12 protein-coding genes are annotated in these 15,332 nt (G+C 61.1%); 3 read left to right on the top strand and 9 right to left on the bottom strand.

The genetic code is table 11. The features are described from left to right. Positions 1–33: 33 nt before the first annotated feature. Together GYM54_RS16420 and msrA are read left to right on the top strand one after the other, a co-directional pair. Positions 34–2,703: a bifunctional diguanylate cyclase/phosphodiesterase gene (locus tag GYM54_RS16420; RefSeq protein ID WP_197444941.1), complete on the top strand. Its 2,670-nt coding sequence runs from the start codon at positions 34–36 to the stop codon at positions 2,701–2,703. A gap of 98 nt (positions 2,704–2,801) precedes the next feature. Next, positions 2,802–3,449, top strand: coding sequence for a peptide-methionine (S)-S-oxide reductase MsrA (msrA, locus tag GYM54_RS16415; protein WP_181099693.1), 648 nt, complete (start codon positions 2,802–2,804; stop codon positions 3,447–3,449). Positions 3,450–3,857: 408 nt separating this feature from the next. Here the strand turns inward: msrA and GYM54_RS16410 are convergent, their stop codons facing one another. The 9 genes from GYM54_RS16410 to bioB all read right to left on the bottom strand — a co-directional run bounded on the left by GYM54_RS16410 (position 3,858) and on the right by bioB (position 14,418). After that, positions 3,858–5,636 (bottom strand): acyl-CoA dehydrogenase C-terminal domain-containing protein, encoded by a 1,779-nt coding sequence (locus tag GYM54_RS16410; protein WP_197444940.1) that lies wholly within the window; start codon positions 5,634–5,636, stop codon positions 3,858–3,860. A gap of 156 nt (positions 5,637–5,792) precedes the next feature. Then, a complete protein-coding gene (locus tag GYM54_RS16405) occupies positions 5,793–7,097 on the bottom strand; it encodes a diguanylate cyclase (protein ID WP_197444939.1) in 1,305 nt (434 codons plus the stop codon). A 287-nt stretch (positions 7,098–7,384) separates the two neighbouring features. Beyond that, positions 7,385–9,205: an acyl-CoA dehydrogenase C-terminal domain-containing protein gene (locus tag GYM54_RS16400; protein ID WP_197444938.1), complete on the bottom strand. Its 1,821-nt coding sequence runs from the start codon at positions 9,203–9,205 to the stop codon at positions 7,385–7,387. A 322-nt stretch (positions 9,206–9,527) separates the two neighbouring features. Beyond that, complete coding sequence (locus GYM54_RS16395; protein WP_181099685.1) at positions 9,528–9,782, bottom strand: hypothetical protein; 255 nt, start codon at positions 9,780–9,782, stop codon at positions 9,528–9,530. A gap of 90 nt (positions 9,783–9,872) precedes the next feature. Beyond that, a complete protein-coding gene (bioD, locus tag GYM54_RS16390; protein ID WP_197444937.1) occupies positions 9,873–10,562 on the bottom strand; it encodes a dethiobiotin synthase in 690 nt (229 codons plus the stop codon). 1 nt (position 10,563) lies between these two features. Then, positions 10,564–11,385, bottom strand: coding sequence for a malonyl-ACP O-methyltransferase BioC (gene bioC / locus GYM54_RS16385; protein ID WP_181099681.1), 822 nt, complete (start codon positions 11,383–11,385; stop codon positions 10,564–10,566). Further along, on the bottom strand, positions 11,382–12,104 hold the full coding sequence (locus tag GYM54_RS16380; protein WP_197444936.1) for an alpha/beta fold hydrolase: 723 nt from the start codon (positions 12,102–12,104) through the stop codon (positions 11,382–11,384). The genes bioC and GYM54_RS16380 overlap by 4 nt, the downstream gene beginning before the upstream one ends. After that, complete coding sequence (gene bioF, locus GYM54_RS16375; RefSeq protein WP_197444935.1) at positions 12,097–13,278, bottom strand: 8-amino-7-oxononanoate synthase; 1,182 nt, start codon at positions 13,276–13,278, stop codon at positions 12,097–12,099. Before bioF ends, GYM54_RS16380 begins: the two co-directional genes overlap by 8 nt. 84 nt (positions 13,279–13,362) lie before the next feature. Next, complete coding sequence (bioB, locus tag GYM54_RS16370; protein ID WP_131649623.1) at positions 13,363–14,418, bottom strand: biotin synthase BioB; 1,056 nt, start codon at positions 14,416–14,418, stop codon at positions 13,363–13,365. A 93-nt stretch (positions 14,419–14,511) separates the two neighbouring features. On the opposite strand from bioB, the gene GYM54_RS16365 reads away from it, so the two are divergent. Next, positions 14,512–15,222, top strand: coding sequence for a ComF family protein (locus GYM54_RS16365; RefSeq protein ID WP_197444934.1), 711 nt, complete (start codon positions 14,512–14,514; stop codon positions 15,220–15,222). The last annotated feature ends 110 nt before the right edge of the window (positions 15,223–15,332 follow it).

Raw genomic sequence — 15,332 nt, 5'->3', positions numbered from 1 at the left:
GGCTCCCGCAGCATACTGGAAGCAAACCGCTCGATGAAAATACATACCGATGCCGCCAGCCGTTTGGCGACCGAGGTTGTGACGCAGTTGCCAGTGCCTTCCAGGCTCGGGATGCTGCGTTTCGAGCGTTTGAACGAGTCCAGCTGGGCGTTGCTCTATCTGGATCCCGCTTGCGAACGTCACCTGGGCCAACCGGCGCACGAGTTATGCTCGCTGATCGACTCACCGTACGCCAGCCTGATGGAACCGGCGACGCGCCTGCACATGCATGACGTCGTCCAAGCACAGCTAAGCGCCCAAGGCCACTACTCCATTCGTTATTGCGTGCATGCGGCGATCGGCTCGCTGGAGCTGCTAGAAATCGGCGAGCCGTGCCAACAGTATGGTCGGGAATTGCTGCGCGGCTACCTGATCGTCGAAGCCTGCTCAGCTGAAGCGACTCCGCAGCTGCAAGACTCCATGCTCAAGCTCTCGGCGGACCTTTATCAGAAAACCTCCGATGTGCATCTAGAGCATCTGATTCGCTCACGCGCGCAACAGAGCCTGATCGTGCGCTTGGCACGGCACCGCTACAACTCGGCCAACCCCCAGCTCGAAGCGGCACAGCTGATCACCCAGGCCGCCAGCGAAGCCTATGGGATCGCCCGAGCGGCGATCTGGCACCTGAACGGTGACCAGCTCGAAGCCGTCGCCATATATCGACGCGACAACGACAGCTACGAGCACCCTCCCACGCTGGATATCGCTGTGTGCCCCCGCTACCTGGAGGCGCTGCACAGCGGTCGAGCCCTCGACGTAGCCAATGTCAACGAAGACCCCCGCACCCGGGAACTCACCGAAAGCCTTTTCAGGCCGCGAAGTATCATTTCCATATTGGATGCGACCATTCGGGTTGGCGGTGAGGTCATTGGCGTGCTCTGTCTGGAGCATTCGGGCAATGCGCGCAACTGGCATGCCGATGAGGTGGCTTTCGTCGGCGAACTGGCCGATCAATACGCGCAGGTGCTGGCCAACCAGCAAAGACTTAGCGCCACCCATACACTGCATCTGTTCAAGCGCGCAGTAGAGCAAAGCGCAAGCGCCTTCATTTTGGTCGACAAGAACGGCGTGGTCGATTACGTCAATCCGAGCTTCACCGCCATCACCCAATTTGCCGCAGAGGAAGTCCGCGGACGTCGCCTCACGGAACTGACCGCACTGGAAAACCTCGGCGAATTGCTTTTCGACACCTCATCCAATCTGGCGAAAAGCAATAGCTGGCAAGGCGAGTTTCGCAGCCGACGCAAGGATCTCGAGCCGTACTGGGGCCAGCTCTCGATCTCTAAGGTGTATGGCGAAAACGGCGAGCTGACCCACTACATCGGCATCTACGAAGACATCACCCATAGCAAGTTGGCGCAGCAACACATCGAACGCTTGGCCTATACCGACAACCTGACCAGCCTCGGCAATCGCCCCTTCTTCATTCGCAGCATCGAAGAGCGCTTCGCCAACGACAAGACTCCGCAGCTGTGCCTGCTGCTGGTGGACATCGACAATTTCAAGCGCATCAATGACAGCCTTGGCCACCAGACCGGCGATAAGCTGCTGGCCAGCCTCGCGCGGCGCCTGCGTAATAGCCTGAGCCGCGATAGCGTGCTGGCCCGCTTCGCCAGCAATGAATTCGCACTCCTGCTCGACGGCATGGACCTCGAAGAAGGCCAGCACCTGGCCAATCAGGTGCTGCGTATTTTGGAAAAGCCGTTGTTCGTCGACAAGCAGCTGATCAGCGTCAGCGGCTCCCTGGGTCTGGCCTGCGCCCCGCTGCACGGCCACGATCCAGAAACCCTGATGAAACACGCCGGCCAGGCCCTGCACAAAGCCAAGGCCAACGGTAAGAATCAGGTGCAGGTATTCACCGAAGCCCTGCATGCCGAGGCCAACTACAAGCTGTTCGTGGAAAACAATCTGCGCCGCGCGCTGGCGCAGAACGAGCTCGAAGTTTTCTACCAACCCAAGCTTTGCCTGCGGACCGGGCGACTGCAAGGGCTGGAAGCGCTGCTGCGCTGGAATCACCCGGAAAAGGGCATGATCCGCCCGGATCAGTTCATCAGCGTTGCCGAAGAAACCGGGCTGATCATCCCGATTGGCAAGTGGGTCGCGCGCGAGGCCTGCCGGATGGGCATAAAGCTCGCGGCGCTGGGCATCGGCGCGCCGCAGATGGCGATAAACCTTTCGCCGAAACAGTTCTCCGACCCTGACCTGGTTGACTCGATTGCCGCCATTCTTTCCGAAGAGCAGCTGCCTCCAGGTTGCCTGGAACTGGAGCTGACCGAAAGCCTATTGCTCGAAGCTACCGAGGAGACACGCCAGCAGCTGATTGGCCTGAAGGCGCTCGGTGTAACGCTGGCGATGGATGACTTCGGCACCGGCTACTCATCGTTGAGCTATCTGAAGAAGTTTCCCATCGACGTCATCAAGATCGATCGAAGCTTCATCAAGGACATTCCCGGCAACCAGGACGATATCGAAATCACTTCTGCGGTGATCGCCATGGCCCGCAACCTCAATCTGAAAGTCGTCGCCGAAGGCATCGAAACCACCGAGCAGCTGACGTTTCTGCGCCATCAGCGTTGCGATATCGGCCAGGGCTACCTATTCGACAAACCCATACCCGGCACCCAGCTCGTCGGCTCGCTCAGCCGTTATCCGCACTGGATCTGAGCCTTTCGTCAGCGTACAGACTGGCGGCAGCGTTTTGGTATTGTCCGCTTGATAGCCTAGGCTCCCAGCAGCTCCTTACTCCAGGCTCGAGGATCATCATGACTCTGCGCTCACAAATTCTTGTTCAAAAACAGGCGCTACCCGATGCCGGACAGGCGCTACCCGGACGTGCCACCGCGGTTCCGGTACCCGAGGCGCATTTCGTCAACGGCAACCCGCTACAGCCACCCTTCCCGGCCCACTTGCAGCAGGCACTGTTCGCCATGGGCTGCTTCTGGGGGGCGGAGCGGCGGTTCTGGGAGCAATTTGGCGTCTGGACCACCGCGGTGGGCTATGCCGGAGGCCACACGCCAAACCCCACGTATGAAGAAGTCTGCTCCGGCCTCACCGGGCACACCGAGGCCGTGCTGGTCGTTTTTGACCCACAGCAAATCAGTTACCGCGAACTGCTCAAGCTATTCTGGGAGGCGCACAATCCGACCCAAGGCATGCGGCAGGGCAACGATATTGGCACCCAATATCGATCGGCGATCTACTGCCTCGACGAAGCCCAACTGAACGAAGCGCGTGCCAGCGAGGAGCGTTTCCAGGCAGAGTTGACCAGGCATGGGCTTGGCGGCATCACCACGGAGATTGCTGAAGCCCCTGCGTTCTATTACGCCGAGGCTTATCACCAGCAATATCTGGCGAAGAATCCGGGCGGTTACTGTGGGCTGGGTAGCACTGGCGTCTGCATGCCACTCTGAGATTCAAGCATTAATGCCTGAGCATCACGCAGCAGTGCTCGGGCGATGCTTCTTGCCAGTCTTTGCGAAAGGGTTCCGCAAAAAAAGAAACCCCGCCGAAGCGGGGCCTTTGCAGACTGAATCCTGACATCCGTGACTTGCGCCTTCCTGGCGTCGTTCCGCTACGCTTCCGTGTTTTCTATGCGCTTCCCTACGCGGCGTCCATAGCGCAAAAGACTACCGTTCAGCCGAATAAACCTGTAGTAGCCATCTGCACCGCGATTTGTAAGCAAAGGCTTACAGAAAACCCTTCCCTAGGTCACTCTGTAAGCCATTGACTACAAACGATGCGGAACTATGACTGGCGTAGTGGCGCCTTGTTCCCAGAGCTGGCTAATTAATTTCATTGTGCCTTTACGGGTTAAGCGTTCAGAACTGTGCTGCGTCGAGCAGATAGAGCGAGTCGCTTCCCGCCCGGACCGATGCGCTCAGCGAATGAATACGGGGCAGCAGGCGCGCGAAGAAGAAACGTGCCGTGCCGAGTTTGCTGGCATAGAAATCGTCCTGTCCTTCCTTACCCAACGCAGCGCCCGCCATGCGAGCCCACATATAGGCGTACGCGGTGTAGCCGAACACATGCAGATATTCGACCGAGGCGGCACCTATTTCATTAGGGTTGCGCTTGGCGCTATCGAGGACGAACGCAGTGAGCTCATCGAGATTTTCCAGCGCTGCCTTGAGCGGCGCCACGAATTCGTCCAACTCGGCGCTCGTGGTAGAGCAGTAGCTTCGAATCTCTTCTGCAAAAGCGTTGTAGAGTTCACCGCCGCTGCCTACAACCTTGCGGCCCAGCAGATCCAGCGCCTGGATACCGTTGGTGCCCTCGTAGATCTGAGTGATACGGCAGTCGCGCACCAGCTGCTCCTGGCCCCACTCGCGAATGAAGCCATGACCGCCGAATATCTGCTGGCCATGCACCGTGGTTTCCAACCCCATGTCTGTGAGGAACGCCTTGGCCACCGGCGTCAGCAGCGCAACCTGCGCTTCGGCGCGCTGACGCGCCTCGGCATCCTCGCTGAACTTGGCGATATCCAGCTGCAACGCAACGTAGCTGGAAAACGCGCGGCCGCCCTCGTTCAGCGCTTTCATGGTCAGCAGCATGCGCCGAACGTCCGGGTGCACGATGATCGGATCGGCCACCTTGTCCTGCGCGACAGGGCCGGTCGGAGCGCGGCTTTGCACACGCTCGCGCGCATATTCGATGGCACTCAGGTAGGAACGCTCGCCGGTCGCCAAGCCCTGGATGCCAACACCCAGCCGCTCGTAATTCATCATGGTGAACATCGCCGCCAGGCCCTTGTTCGGCTCGCCGACCATCCAGCCGGTCGCACCGTCGAAGTTCATCACGCAGGTCGCCGAAGCCTGGATGCCCATCTTGTGCTCGATGGAACCGCAAGACAGCGAATTGCGCTCGCCCAGCGAACCGTCCTCATTGACCATCACCTTGGGAACGAGGAACAGCGAGATACCACGCGAGCCGGCCGGCGCATCCGGCAGCTTGGCCAACACCAGATGAATGATGTTCTCGGTCAGGTCGTGTTCCCCGCCGGTAATGAAAATCTTGGTCCCGCTGACTTTGTAGCTGCCGTCGGCCTGCGGCTCGGCCTTGGTGCGGATGATGCCCAGGTCCGTGCCGGCATGCGGCTCTGTCAGGCACATCGAGCCAGCCCAGGTTCCGGCATACATGTTCGGCAAATACTTCTGTTTCAGCTCTTCGCTGGCGTGGGCGTAGACCGACAGGCAGGCGCCAGAGGTCAGCATCGGATAGAGGCCGAATGCCAAGCTGGCGGAGTTCATCATTTCTTCGACCTGAGCCGAGATCGCCTTGGGCATGCCCATACCGCCGTAGGCCGGGTCGCCACCCACGCCGACCCAGCCACCTTCGGCATACAGGCGATAGGCTTCGGGATAACCGGCCGGCGTGCTGACCGCGCCATCGGTCCAGTGACAGCCTTCCTCGTCGCCGCTGCGGTTGAGCGGGGCGATGGTATTGGCGGTGATCTTGCCCGCCTCCTCAAGAATGGCATCGGCGGTTTCCGCGTCCACGACCTCAGCCAGCGCTGGCAACGTCTGCCAGAGCTTCGGGGCATCGAAGACTTCATTCAGGACGAATCGCATATCGCGCAACGGTGCTTTGTAATCAGCCATGGGAGAGACCTCGCAGAAAACATGACGCCGGGCCGGTTGGCCGCAGGAGTTTTGCGAGTCTAACTGAAGACCAATCGGCGCCCGAAGCGTCTTAAAGTGACCGACTGGTTCTCATGCTGGCGCCATTGAGGTGGCGTGATTGCGTCGCCACGGCCGCTAGGTATCAGCGGCCGAACGCTTTGCCGTCCGTACCGCGCCACGCCGATTCTCGCCATGCGAGCGAATGCAGTTGCGCCCTGCACTCTTGGCGCTATAAAGCGCCTGATCAGCGCTTTTGATAACTTCCTCCGGGCTGCGCTGCGTGATCAGCCGCTCGGCCACGCCAATGCTGATGGTCACCGAGACTGACGCCGCCGAACTGGCACCACGACGCTGCCGCCCTCGCTCCGCATCCTTTGGCCGATTCGACTTATCCCGTAGCTGCAATGGATAGTCCTCGACCGCCTGCCGGACGGCCTCCAGATGCACCAGACAGTGCTCCAGATCGCGGCCCGGAAACACCAGCGCGAACTCTTCGCCGCCGTAACGATAGGCACGCCCGCCGCCGCCCACCTTGCGCAACCGGCTCGCAACCAGTCGCAGCACCTGGTCGCCGACGTCATGGCCATGGGTGTCATTGAACGCTTTGAAGCGATCCACATCGGCCATGGCGATGACGTAATTGCGCCCCAGCCGCTGTAGCCGTTCGTTGAGCGCCCGGCGCCCGGGAAGGCCGGTCAGCTCGTCACGAAACGCCATCTGGTAGGCCTCCTGCGCGATCGCTACCACCAGCATCAACATCAGCAGGCTACTCATAACATTGAGCGTGCCCGGCCGACTGAACACCTGCGGCAGCATCAGCAGCAAACCAATCAGCGCGACGAACTGAGCAGCATGCACCGGGCGCGGACGCCGCAGGTATTGCACCAGCAAGCCAGTCAGCGCCACCAGAAAAACCGGATAGGCCAGTTGGATCAGTGACAACCAGTCCGTCTGCAGGGAGGGCCAACGAATCTCTACCAACCAGTCGAGCGTGGCCTCGGGGAATCGTCGCGCCAGGGCCAGCGCCAACATCGACGCGGCGAACAGCACAGCGAGGCGCGCCAGGCCGTCCTGCAACAGATGAGCACGCTCACGCCACAGCGCATACAGCCCATAAAGCGCGGGTGAAAGCAGGCTACAGAGATGAAATGTCAGCACCGCTTCCGGCAATAAAGCACCTGTAAGCCGGTAATGATCGACCTGGGTGTCCAACAGAAAATAGACGAGATAGACCACCAGCAGCAGGAAACCCTCGCGGACCCGCGCGTAGGCGATACAGAACGCGCCACCGAGCAATAGCAGAACGGTCGGCAGCACGTTGAACAATGACGTGAAGAACTCGTTGAGATTCGTCTGCCGCGCAGCGATCAGCGAGCCGAATAGCAAGGCCAGCGGTGCATACAGATGACTAACAAGGCGTGCAGCATTCAGGCGAGGCACGACGGCTCCGGCAGATGGTCGCGAGAACCAGGCATTGTGCCATTAACTCGATCAGGCGATCATCTCAGATCGAGCGTGAGCACCTTTTGCTCGGAATGAAAGGCCACCGGCGAAGCAGTGATTCAAGTAACGACGGTAGCGCGTCACGCGGCTATCGGTGGTCTATCCGATCGCTCCACGGCACGCCTTCATAACGACTGCCTTATAAAGGCGAAACCCCGCGATTAGCGGGGTTCGTCATCAGCTGAGTCCATTGCCAAGGCAACGGATCTCAGCTCAGCACAACCTTAGTACGCCAGCTCGAAGTGAGCCTCGTCCATATCCATCAGGTTGTCAGCACCGGACAGCATGGTTTCGATGTGGGTGCGAGTGCGCGGCAGGATGCGCTGGAAGTAGAAGCGCGCCGTCTGCACCTTGGCGGTGTAGAAGCCATCGCTGTCTTCGCCGGCTGCGATCTTCTCGGACGCCAGGCGCGCCATGTCGGCCCAGAAGTAGGCCAGGCAGGCGTAACCGCAGTACATCAGGTAATCCACCGAAGCGGCACCGACTTCTTCGCGGTTTTTCATCGCAGCCATGCCGACCTTCATGGTCAGATCGCCCCACTCCTTGTTCAGCTTAGCCAGCGGCTCGACGAACTGCTTGATCGACTCGTTGCCTTCGTTGGCCTGGCAGAACTTGTGCACCACCTTGGTGAAGCCTTTCAGCGCTTCGCCCTGGGTCATCAGCACCTTGCGGCCCAGCAGGTCGAGTGCCTGAATGCCAGTAGTACCTTCGTACAAGCAGGAGATACGGCTGTCACGTACGTTCTGCTCCATGCCCCACTCGGCGATGAAGCCGTGTCCACCGTAAATCTGCACGCCGTGGTTGGCGGCTTCGAAGCCCACTTCGGTCATGAACGCCTTGGCGATCGGAGTGAGGAAGGCCAGCATTGCATCTGCGGCCTTGCGCTGCTCCTCGTCCTGACTGCGCTGAGTGATGTCGACCTGCTTGGCGGCGAAATAGAGCATCGCGCGATTGCCTTCGGCGAAGGCCTTCATGGTCAGCAGCATGCGGCGCACGTCCGGATGGACGATGATCGGGTCAGCGGCTTTCTCGGGCGCCTTGGGACCAGTCAGCGAACGCATCTGCAGACGCTCGCGAGCGTACTTGATACCACCTTGGAAACCGATCTCGGCATGGGCCAGGCCCTGCAGAGCGGTGCCCAGACGTGCGGTGTTCATAAAGGTGAACATGCAGTTCAGGCCCTTGTTCGGCGGGCCGATCAGGAAGCCGGTAGCGCTATCGAAGTTCATCACGCAGGTGGCGTTGCCGTGAATGCCCATCTTGTGCTCCAGCGAGCCACAGGACACGCCGTTGCGCTCACCGACACCGCCTTCGGCGTTCGGCAGGCCGTCTTTTGGTAAAAACTTGGGCACGATGAACAGCGAAATGCCCTTGGTGCCTTGCGGCGCATCGGGCAGACGGGCCAGTACGATATGGACGATGTTGTCGGCCATGTCGTGCTCGCCCGCGGAGATGAAGATCTTGGTGCCGCTGATCTTGTAGCTGCCGTCGGCCTGAGGCTCGGCCTTGGTGCGCAGCATGCCCAGGTCAGTGCCGCAATGCGGCTCGGTCAGACACATGGTGCCGGTCCACTCGCCGGATACCAGCTTGGTCAGATAGGTGGCCTGCTGCTCGGGCGTGCCGTGGGCGTGCAGGGTGTTCATCGCGCCATGGGACAGGCCGGGGTACATGCCCCAGGACCAGTTGGCTTCACCGACCATCTCGCTGATGGCCATGCCCAGCGACTCCGGCAGGCCCTGACCGCCGTGCTCGACGTCGTGGGCCAGGCTCGGCCAGCCGCCTTCGACGAACTGCTGGTAGGCCTCCTTGAAGCCAGTCGGCGTTTTTACGCCCGACTCGCTCCAGGTGCAGCCTTCGAGGTCACCGACGCGATTCAGCGGGGCGATGACCTGCTCACAGAACTTGGCGCCTTCGTCGAGAATGGCATTGACCATGTCCGGGGTGGCGTCTTCACAACCCGGAAGGCTCTGATAGTGCGCTTCGTAGCCGAGCAGTTCGTCACGTACGAAACGGATATCGCGCAAGGGGGCCTTGTAATCAGGCATAGCGTAAACCTCAGCGGTGGGCTCTTTGATTCAGGTGACCGACCGGCCACTCTTGGTTTGGATAGTGACCGCCACATGGCAGGTCAAACAGTCGTTTGAAACATACGTTTCGCCCTGCGCGATGTCAAGCAGGGGCCAGAACGCCGTTGGTCGGAGCGCCCTTCTAATGAGAGTCTAGAAAGAGATGGCCCGTAGGGGCTGTCCATTGCTTGGTCATTTCAAACAAACGACAAGAAACGCCATACCGCGCAGCAACACGGCACACAGCGAAACAGCAACAGCCCGAGGATGGAGGGATTTCGGAGAGACCGACCGGAGGGAGTCAGGCTTTGGTATTAATTAAAGTGCCAAGCACTTCATCTGCGCTCTGCAACATCCGTGCGCCGGCTTTCGCCGCGTGCTCGCCGACCTTCATCTGGATCAGCTGCTCGGTCAGCTCGACGGCATCGGCAACTGTTTGAGAATTTTCGGCAACCGGCAACGTATCGGCGGCGATCGCAGCGCCGGCATCATCGACGCGCTGCTGGCCGGCCTGAAAAGCGGCCAGACCGGAAGAGAGGAGATTGGAGATCTGCATGTGCGACTTCCAGGTAGTCAATTCGCCATCATTGAAGCAGAGCTGAAGCTCAGCCGCCAGTAACGCATCGTTATAAGCGGACCTGAAGCATCAACAAGCCGGGAAGAGCGGCCCGATATCCAGATAGCGCGCAACCTCGGCGGGACACGCCTCGGATAGGTGTGGCACCCGCCCAAGGCAAGGCGCTGGCAGACGCTCGGCCAGCGTGGTGAGGTTTTCCTCCAGCCGCGACGTTGCCGGATCGACGATGTTGGCAACCCAGCCCGCCAACCGTAACCCGTCGCGCTCGATGGCCTCGGCCGTGAGCAAAGCGTGATTGATGCAGCCCAGGCGAACCCCGACGACTAGAATCACCGGCAATCCCAGCTGCACAGCGAGATCGGACAGACTTTCGCGACCGGCCAGCGGCACGCGCCAACCGCCGGCGCCTTCCACCAGCGAGAATTGTGCCTGCAACGCCAATATCTGCCGAACCGGCTTCGCGAGCGCCGCCACGCTTAATTCGACAGCGGCTTCGCGCGCGGCCAGATGCGGCGCAATGGCCGGCTCGAAGGCGAACGGATTGACCTCCTCGTAGCGCAGCGGCAGCGTGCATTCGCCGAGCAACGCCAGCGCGTCGCTGTTGCGCAACCCATCAACGGACATCTTGCACCCCGACGCCACCGGCTTCGCCGCAGCCGTGCTGTGCCCCGCCAGCCGCGCCGCATGTAGCAGCCCGGCGGCGACGGTGGTCTTGCCGACTTCGGTATCGGTACCGGTGACGAAAAAAACCGCGGTCATCTCAGAAATCCTTGCGCAACACGCCGTATACCACCTGATAGGTCGCCGGCAGCCCGCTCGGTGTGCGGAACTGCTCGTACGCATCAATCAATGCGCGAATGCGCACACGGCCGGTAAGACGGCCGGAACGACCGGGATTCAGATTGTGCGCACCGAGCGCCTTGAGCTCATGGGTCAGCTGACGCAGCTCGGCGAAGTGCAGCACCTGGGGCTCGACATCGAGCCGGTCCAGCTGCAATCCACTGGCGGCGCAGAGCTGCTGGTAAACCTCCAGGGAACGAAAGCGATTGACGTGAGTAAAACCGTCCACTGCTTGCCAGCTGTCACGCAGCTCCTGCAGGGTGCCGCTGCACAGACTGGTAAAGGCCAGAACGCCGTCTGGACGCAGCACCCTTTTCGCCTCGCTCAGTACGGCGGAAAAATCTTCACACCATTGCAGCGCCAGACTGGAAAAGACCAGATCGACCGATGCATCTCGCAGCGGCAGGCATTCAGCATCGCCGGCAATGAACGCAGCCGCGCCGCCTTGAGGCCGTGCATGGCGCAACATACCTTCGGCGATATCCAGCGCGACACCTTCGCTTGTAGAAAAGCGACTCGCCAAAACCCTCGAAAAGTAACCGGTGCCTGCACCCAGATCGAGCCAGCGCGAGGGTTGCAGATCAGTCGGCAACCGTTCGATCAATGCGCTGCCGACGGTGCGCTGCAGCTCGGCCACGGCGTCATAGCTAGCGGCGGCACGGGAGAACGATGCGGCGACCAGGCGTTTGTCCGGCAGGCCGGATGCGGCATTGGCAGGCGTCACCGCAACCCATTCACTCATACAGCGCTGCCTCTGATAAATGCCACCATCTCCGCCGCGACATCATCAGCGCGTTCCAGAGCCAGCGCATGGCTCGCGCCTGGAATCATTTTAGTCTCTATTCCGGGCATCCAGCGCCGCAACGCATCGCAGGCGGCCGCCGGAACCAGTGCGTCACCATCGGCGAACAGATGCAGCTGACGACCAAAATAACCATGCAGGGCCGCGCGCCCATCCAGCTCCGCCAACAACTGCAGGCCGGCGTCCAGCACGGCCGGCGCAGACTCCGACTGGCTGACCAGCAGCTGGCGCGCCAGCGTTCGCGGATCGTAACCACCGCGGCTGCACAGCGAACGGAAGCGCTTGAGGGTTTCTTCAGGATCGAGCCGGAACGCCTCGTGAAAGGCATCGAAGATTTCCGGCGCCATGCCTTCCGGCCATTGCGGGCGGGCGCGGAAGCAGGGGTTACTGGCGATGGTGATCAACCCGCGGCAGGTATCCAGGCGTCGCGCCGCCAGCTGAGCGGCGAGCATGCCGCCCAGCGACCAGCCGGCCAGCCAGCTGTCGTGTGGTACACGCCGGTCGAGTTCATCGAACCAGGCATTGGCGTCTGCCAGCTCGGGCAAGGGTTCGATGATCACCTCAATATCCGGTGCGAGCTCGGTCAGTGCCTCGTACAAAGGCTGCAACGCAGCCGGGCCGAACGCCCATCCGGGCAGCAAAATCAGCTGATCACGCATCCGCTTCAGGCTCCTCGGCCAATCGATTCCAGCATTCGGCCAGGATATCCAGCAGTCGTTCCACGTGCGCCTCGCTGTGCAACGCACTGAAGGTCACGCGCAGCCGCGCACTGCCGACCGGCACGGTGGGCGGCCTGATCGCGCCGACCAGAATGCCGCGCGCCTTGAGCGCAGCGGACAAAGCCAGGGCCCGCTCGCTGCTGCCGACCAGAATCGGCTGGATCGGCGTCGGGCTGTCCATCAGAGTCAGGCCGATGTCGGCGGCGCCCTGGCGGAAGCGGGCGATCAGCCGGTTTAGGTGCTCACGGCGCCAGCCTTCACGGCGCAGCAATTCGAGACTCTTGAGCGTTGCACAGGCGACGGCCGGTGGCTGGCTAGTCGTATAGATGTAGGGCCGAGCGAACTGGATCAGCGTCTCGATCAGCTCCTCGCTGCCGGCAACGAAAGCGCCCGCCGTACCGAAGGCCTTGCCTAGGGTGCCGACCAGAACCTGCACGTCATCGATGCCCAGCCCGAAATGTTCGACGATGCCGCTGCCGGTTTTGCCCAGCGGGCCGAAACCGTGGGCGTCATCGACCATCACCCAGGCATCGCGGCGCTTGGCCTCAGCGCACAGCGTCGGCAGGTCGGCCAGATCGCCGTCCATGCTGAACACACCATCGGTGACCACCAGCGTATTGCCGCTAGCCTTCTCTAGTCGCTTGGCCAGGCTAGCCGTATCGTTGTGCAGGTATCGGGAAAAACGCGCGCCGGACAGCAGGCCGGCATCGAGCAGCGAAGCATGGTTGAGGCGATCCTCCAGCACCGTATCGCCCTGCCCCACCAACGCCGTGACAGCTGCAAGATTGGCCATATAGCCAGTGGAAAACAGCAGCGCACGCGGCCGTCCGGTGAATTCCGCCAGCGCCTCTTCCAACTCGTGATGCGGCGTGCTGTGGCCGATCACCAGATGCGAGGCGCCACCGCCGACGCCCCATTTCGCCGCGCCCTGCTGCATCGCGGCGATCACCTCGGGGTGATTCGCAAGCCCCAGATAGTCATTGGAACAGAAAGCCAGCAGCCGCTCGCCATCGACGGTCGCTTCCGGCTGCTGCGGTGTTTCCAGCAAGGGTCGTTGGCGGTAAAGATGTTCGGCACAGCGGGCCGCGAGGCGGGATTGCAGGTCAAAGGACATGAATAAGCTCGAAGCTGGAGGCCTGAAGCTGGAAGCGGCGCCGAATCGCTTCATGCTTCCGGCTTAAGGCTTCCAGCTCCGTGTTTATACGACCGCGTTATAGAACAGCTTCGAATCGCGCTGCTCGACCAGCGCCTGCTCGATGGCGGCCTGATGCACTTCGTCATCGTGCTCCTCACGCGCTTCGGGCTGGATGCCCAGGCGCTTGAACAACAGCATGTCCTTGTCGGCCTGCGGGTTGCCGGTGGTCAGCAGCTTTTCGCCGTAGAAAATCGAGTTGGCGCCGGCGAGGAAGGCCAGGGCCTGCATCTGCTCGTTCATCTGCTCGCGACCAGCCGACAGGCGCACGTGGGACTTGGGCATCATGATCCGCGCCACGGCGAGCATGCGAATGAAGTCGAAGGGATCGACGTCCTGCTCCTCGGCCAGCGGCGTGCCTTTCACTTTGACCAGCATGTTGATCGGTACCGATTCAGGATGCTCCGGCAGGTTGGCCAGTTGGATCAGCAGGCCGGCGCGGTCGTCCAGCGATTCACCCATGCCGAGGATGCCGCCGGAGCAGATCTTCATCCCCGACTCGCGCACGTAGCTCAGGGTCTCCAGACGGTCAGCGTAGGTGCGGGTGGTGATGATGTTGCCGTAGAACTCAGGCGAGGTGTCGAGGTTGTGGTTGTAATAGTCCAGGCCCGCCGCCGCCAGTGCTTTGGTCTGTTCCTGATCGAGCTTGCCGAGGGTCATGCAGGTTTCCAACCCCAGGGCTTTCACGCCCTCGACCATTTTCAATACGTAGGGCATGTCCTTGGCGGACGGATGCTTCCAGGCCGCGCCCATGCAGAAGCGCGTCGAACCGATGGCTTTGGCGTCAGCCGCGGCATCCAGCACCTTTTGCACTTCCATCAGTTTTTCTTTATCAAGGCCGGTGTTGTAGTGGCCCGACTGCGGGCAGTACTTACAGTCTTCCGGGCAGGCGCCAGTTTTGATCGACAACAATGTCGAAACCTGGACGCGGTTGGCATCGAAGTGCTGGCGATGCACGCCCTGAGCCTGGAAGATCAGGTCGTTGAACGGTTGTTCAAAGAGCGCCTTGACTTCGGCGAGGCTCCAGTCGTGACGGGTAACGGAAGCGGCGGTGGCGCTCATGGGCATTCCTTGTAATTAATAGCGGCTCGGCGGCCTGGCACGGATGCGAAATGGTTAGCCAAGGCGATGTGGCTGTCAACCTGGAAAGGAATCATGGTTTACGACTGGTTAAAATATAAGCACTACTGCCAACTTTGCGATGAACGCTGCGAAGCCGACCAATCGCCGTGCGCGCCCTGCGAAGCCGATTTGCCTTGGCTCGACGGTCAGTGCTCGATCTGCGCGCTGCCGCTACCAACGTCAGGCCTGATCTGTGGCGACTGCCTCAAACGCCCACCCACCTTCGATCACGTCGCAGTACCCTGGCGCTTCGCCTTTCCCGTAGACAGCCTGATCACCCGCTTCAAGCACCAGTCACGCTGGCCGCTGGGGAGATTGCTGGCGGAGCAGCTGACTCGCCATCTGCAACACGCCTACGCCGAAGGTCTGCCGCGTCCCGACGTGCTTCTGCCGGTCCCGCTGGCGCGCAAGCGGCTGCGAAAGCGAGGTTTCAATCAGGCGAAAATGATCGCCGACTGGCTGAGCCCGGCACTGGCGGTCCCGGTCGATATGCAACTGCTGCAACGGGTTCAGGACACTCAATCGCAACAACAACTCGACGCTGCGAGCCGGCGCCGAAATTTGCGACAAGCGTTTCGCCTGGCTGACCAAGAGAGACTCGCCGGACGTCACATCGCAATCGTCGACGACGTACTTACTACCGGCGCCACTGCCGAAGCACTGGCTCGTCTGTTGAAACGCGCCGGCGCTGTACGAGTCGATGTGTATTGTCTGGCGCGCACGCCGAAGCCGGGGGATACCTGAAACCACGAGCGGAGCGAGCCATGCGCGCGAACCCAGGCTCCGCATGTTTCGTCCTACATGGCACCGCTTTCACGGACAGCCCCTCCCGGCGATTGCGCCAGCCTAGACTT

This window comes from Pseudomonas sp. MTM4 (genome assembly GCF_019355055.1).
Lineage (GTDB): Bacteria > Pseudomonadota > Gammaproteobacteria > Pseudomonadales > Pseudomonadaceae > Stutzerimonas.
Note: the sequence above shows the minus strand (reverse complement) of the source record. Positions and strands in the feature narration are given on the sequence as shown.

Bases quoted from the DNA above. Each gene is read 5' to 3' on its own strand.
- GYM54_RS16420 (WP_197444941.1), top strand. From the start codon at position 34: ATGAAAATACATACCGATGCCGCCAGCCGTTTGGCGACCGAGGTTGTG.
- msrA (WP_181099693.1), top strand. From the start codon at position 2,802: ATGACTCTGCGCTCACAAATTCTTGTTCAAAAACAGGCGCTACCCGAT.
- GYM54_RS16410 (WP_197444940.1), bottom strand. From the start codon at position 5,636: ATGGCTGATTACAAAGCACCGTTGCGCGATATGCGATTCGTCCTGAAT.
- GYM54_RS16400 (WP_197444938.1), bottom strand. From the start codon at position 9,205: ATGCCTGATTACAAGGCCCCCTTGCGCGATATCCGTTTCGTACGTGAC.
- GYM54_RS16395 (WP_181099685.1), bottom strand. From the start codon at position 9,782: ATGCAGATCTCCAATCTCCTCTCTTCCGGTCTGGCCGCTTTTCAGGCC.
- bioD (WP_197444937.1), bottom strand. From the start codon at position 10,562: ATGACCGCGGTTTTTTTCGTCACCGGTACCGATACCGAAGTCGGCAAG.
- bioC (WP_181099681.1), bottom strand. From the start codon at position 11,385: ATGAGTGAATGGGTTGCGGTGACGCCTGCCAATGCCGCATCCGGCCTG.
- GYM54_RS16380 (WP_197444936.1), bottom strand. From the start codon at position 12,104: ATGCGTGATCAGCTGATTTTGCTGCCCGGATGGGCGTTCGGCCCGGCT.
- bioF (WP_197444935.1), bottom strand. From the start codon at position 13,278: ATGTCCTTTGACCTGCAATCCCGCCTCGCGGCCCGCTGTGCCGAACAT.
- bioB (WP_131649623.1), bottom strand. From the start codon at position 14,418: ATGAGCGCCACCGCCGCTTCCGTTACCCGTCACGACTGGAGCCTCGCC.
- GYM54_RS16365 (WP_197444934.1), top strand. From the start codon at position 14,512: ATGGTTTACGACTGGTTAAAATATAAGCACTACTGCCAACTTTGCGAT.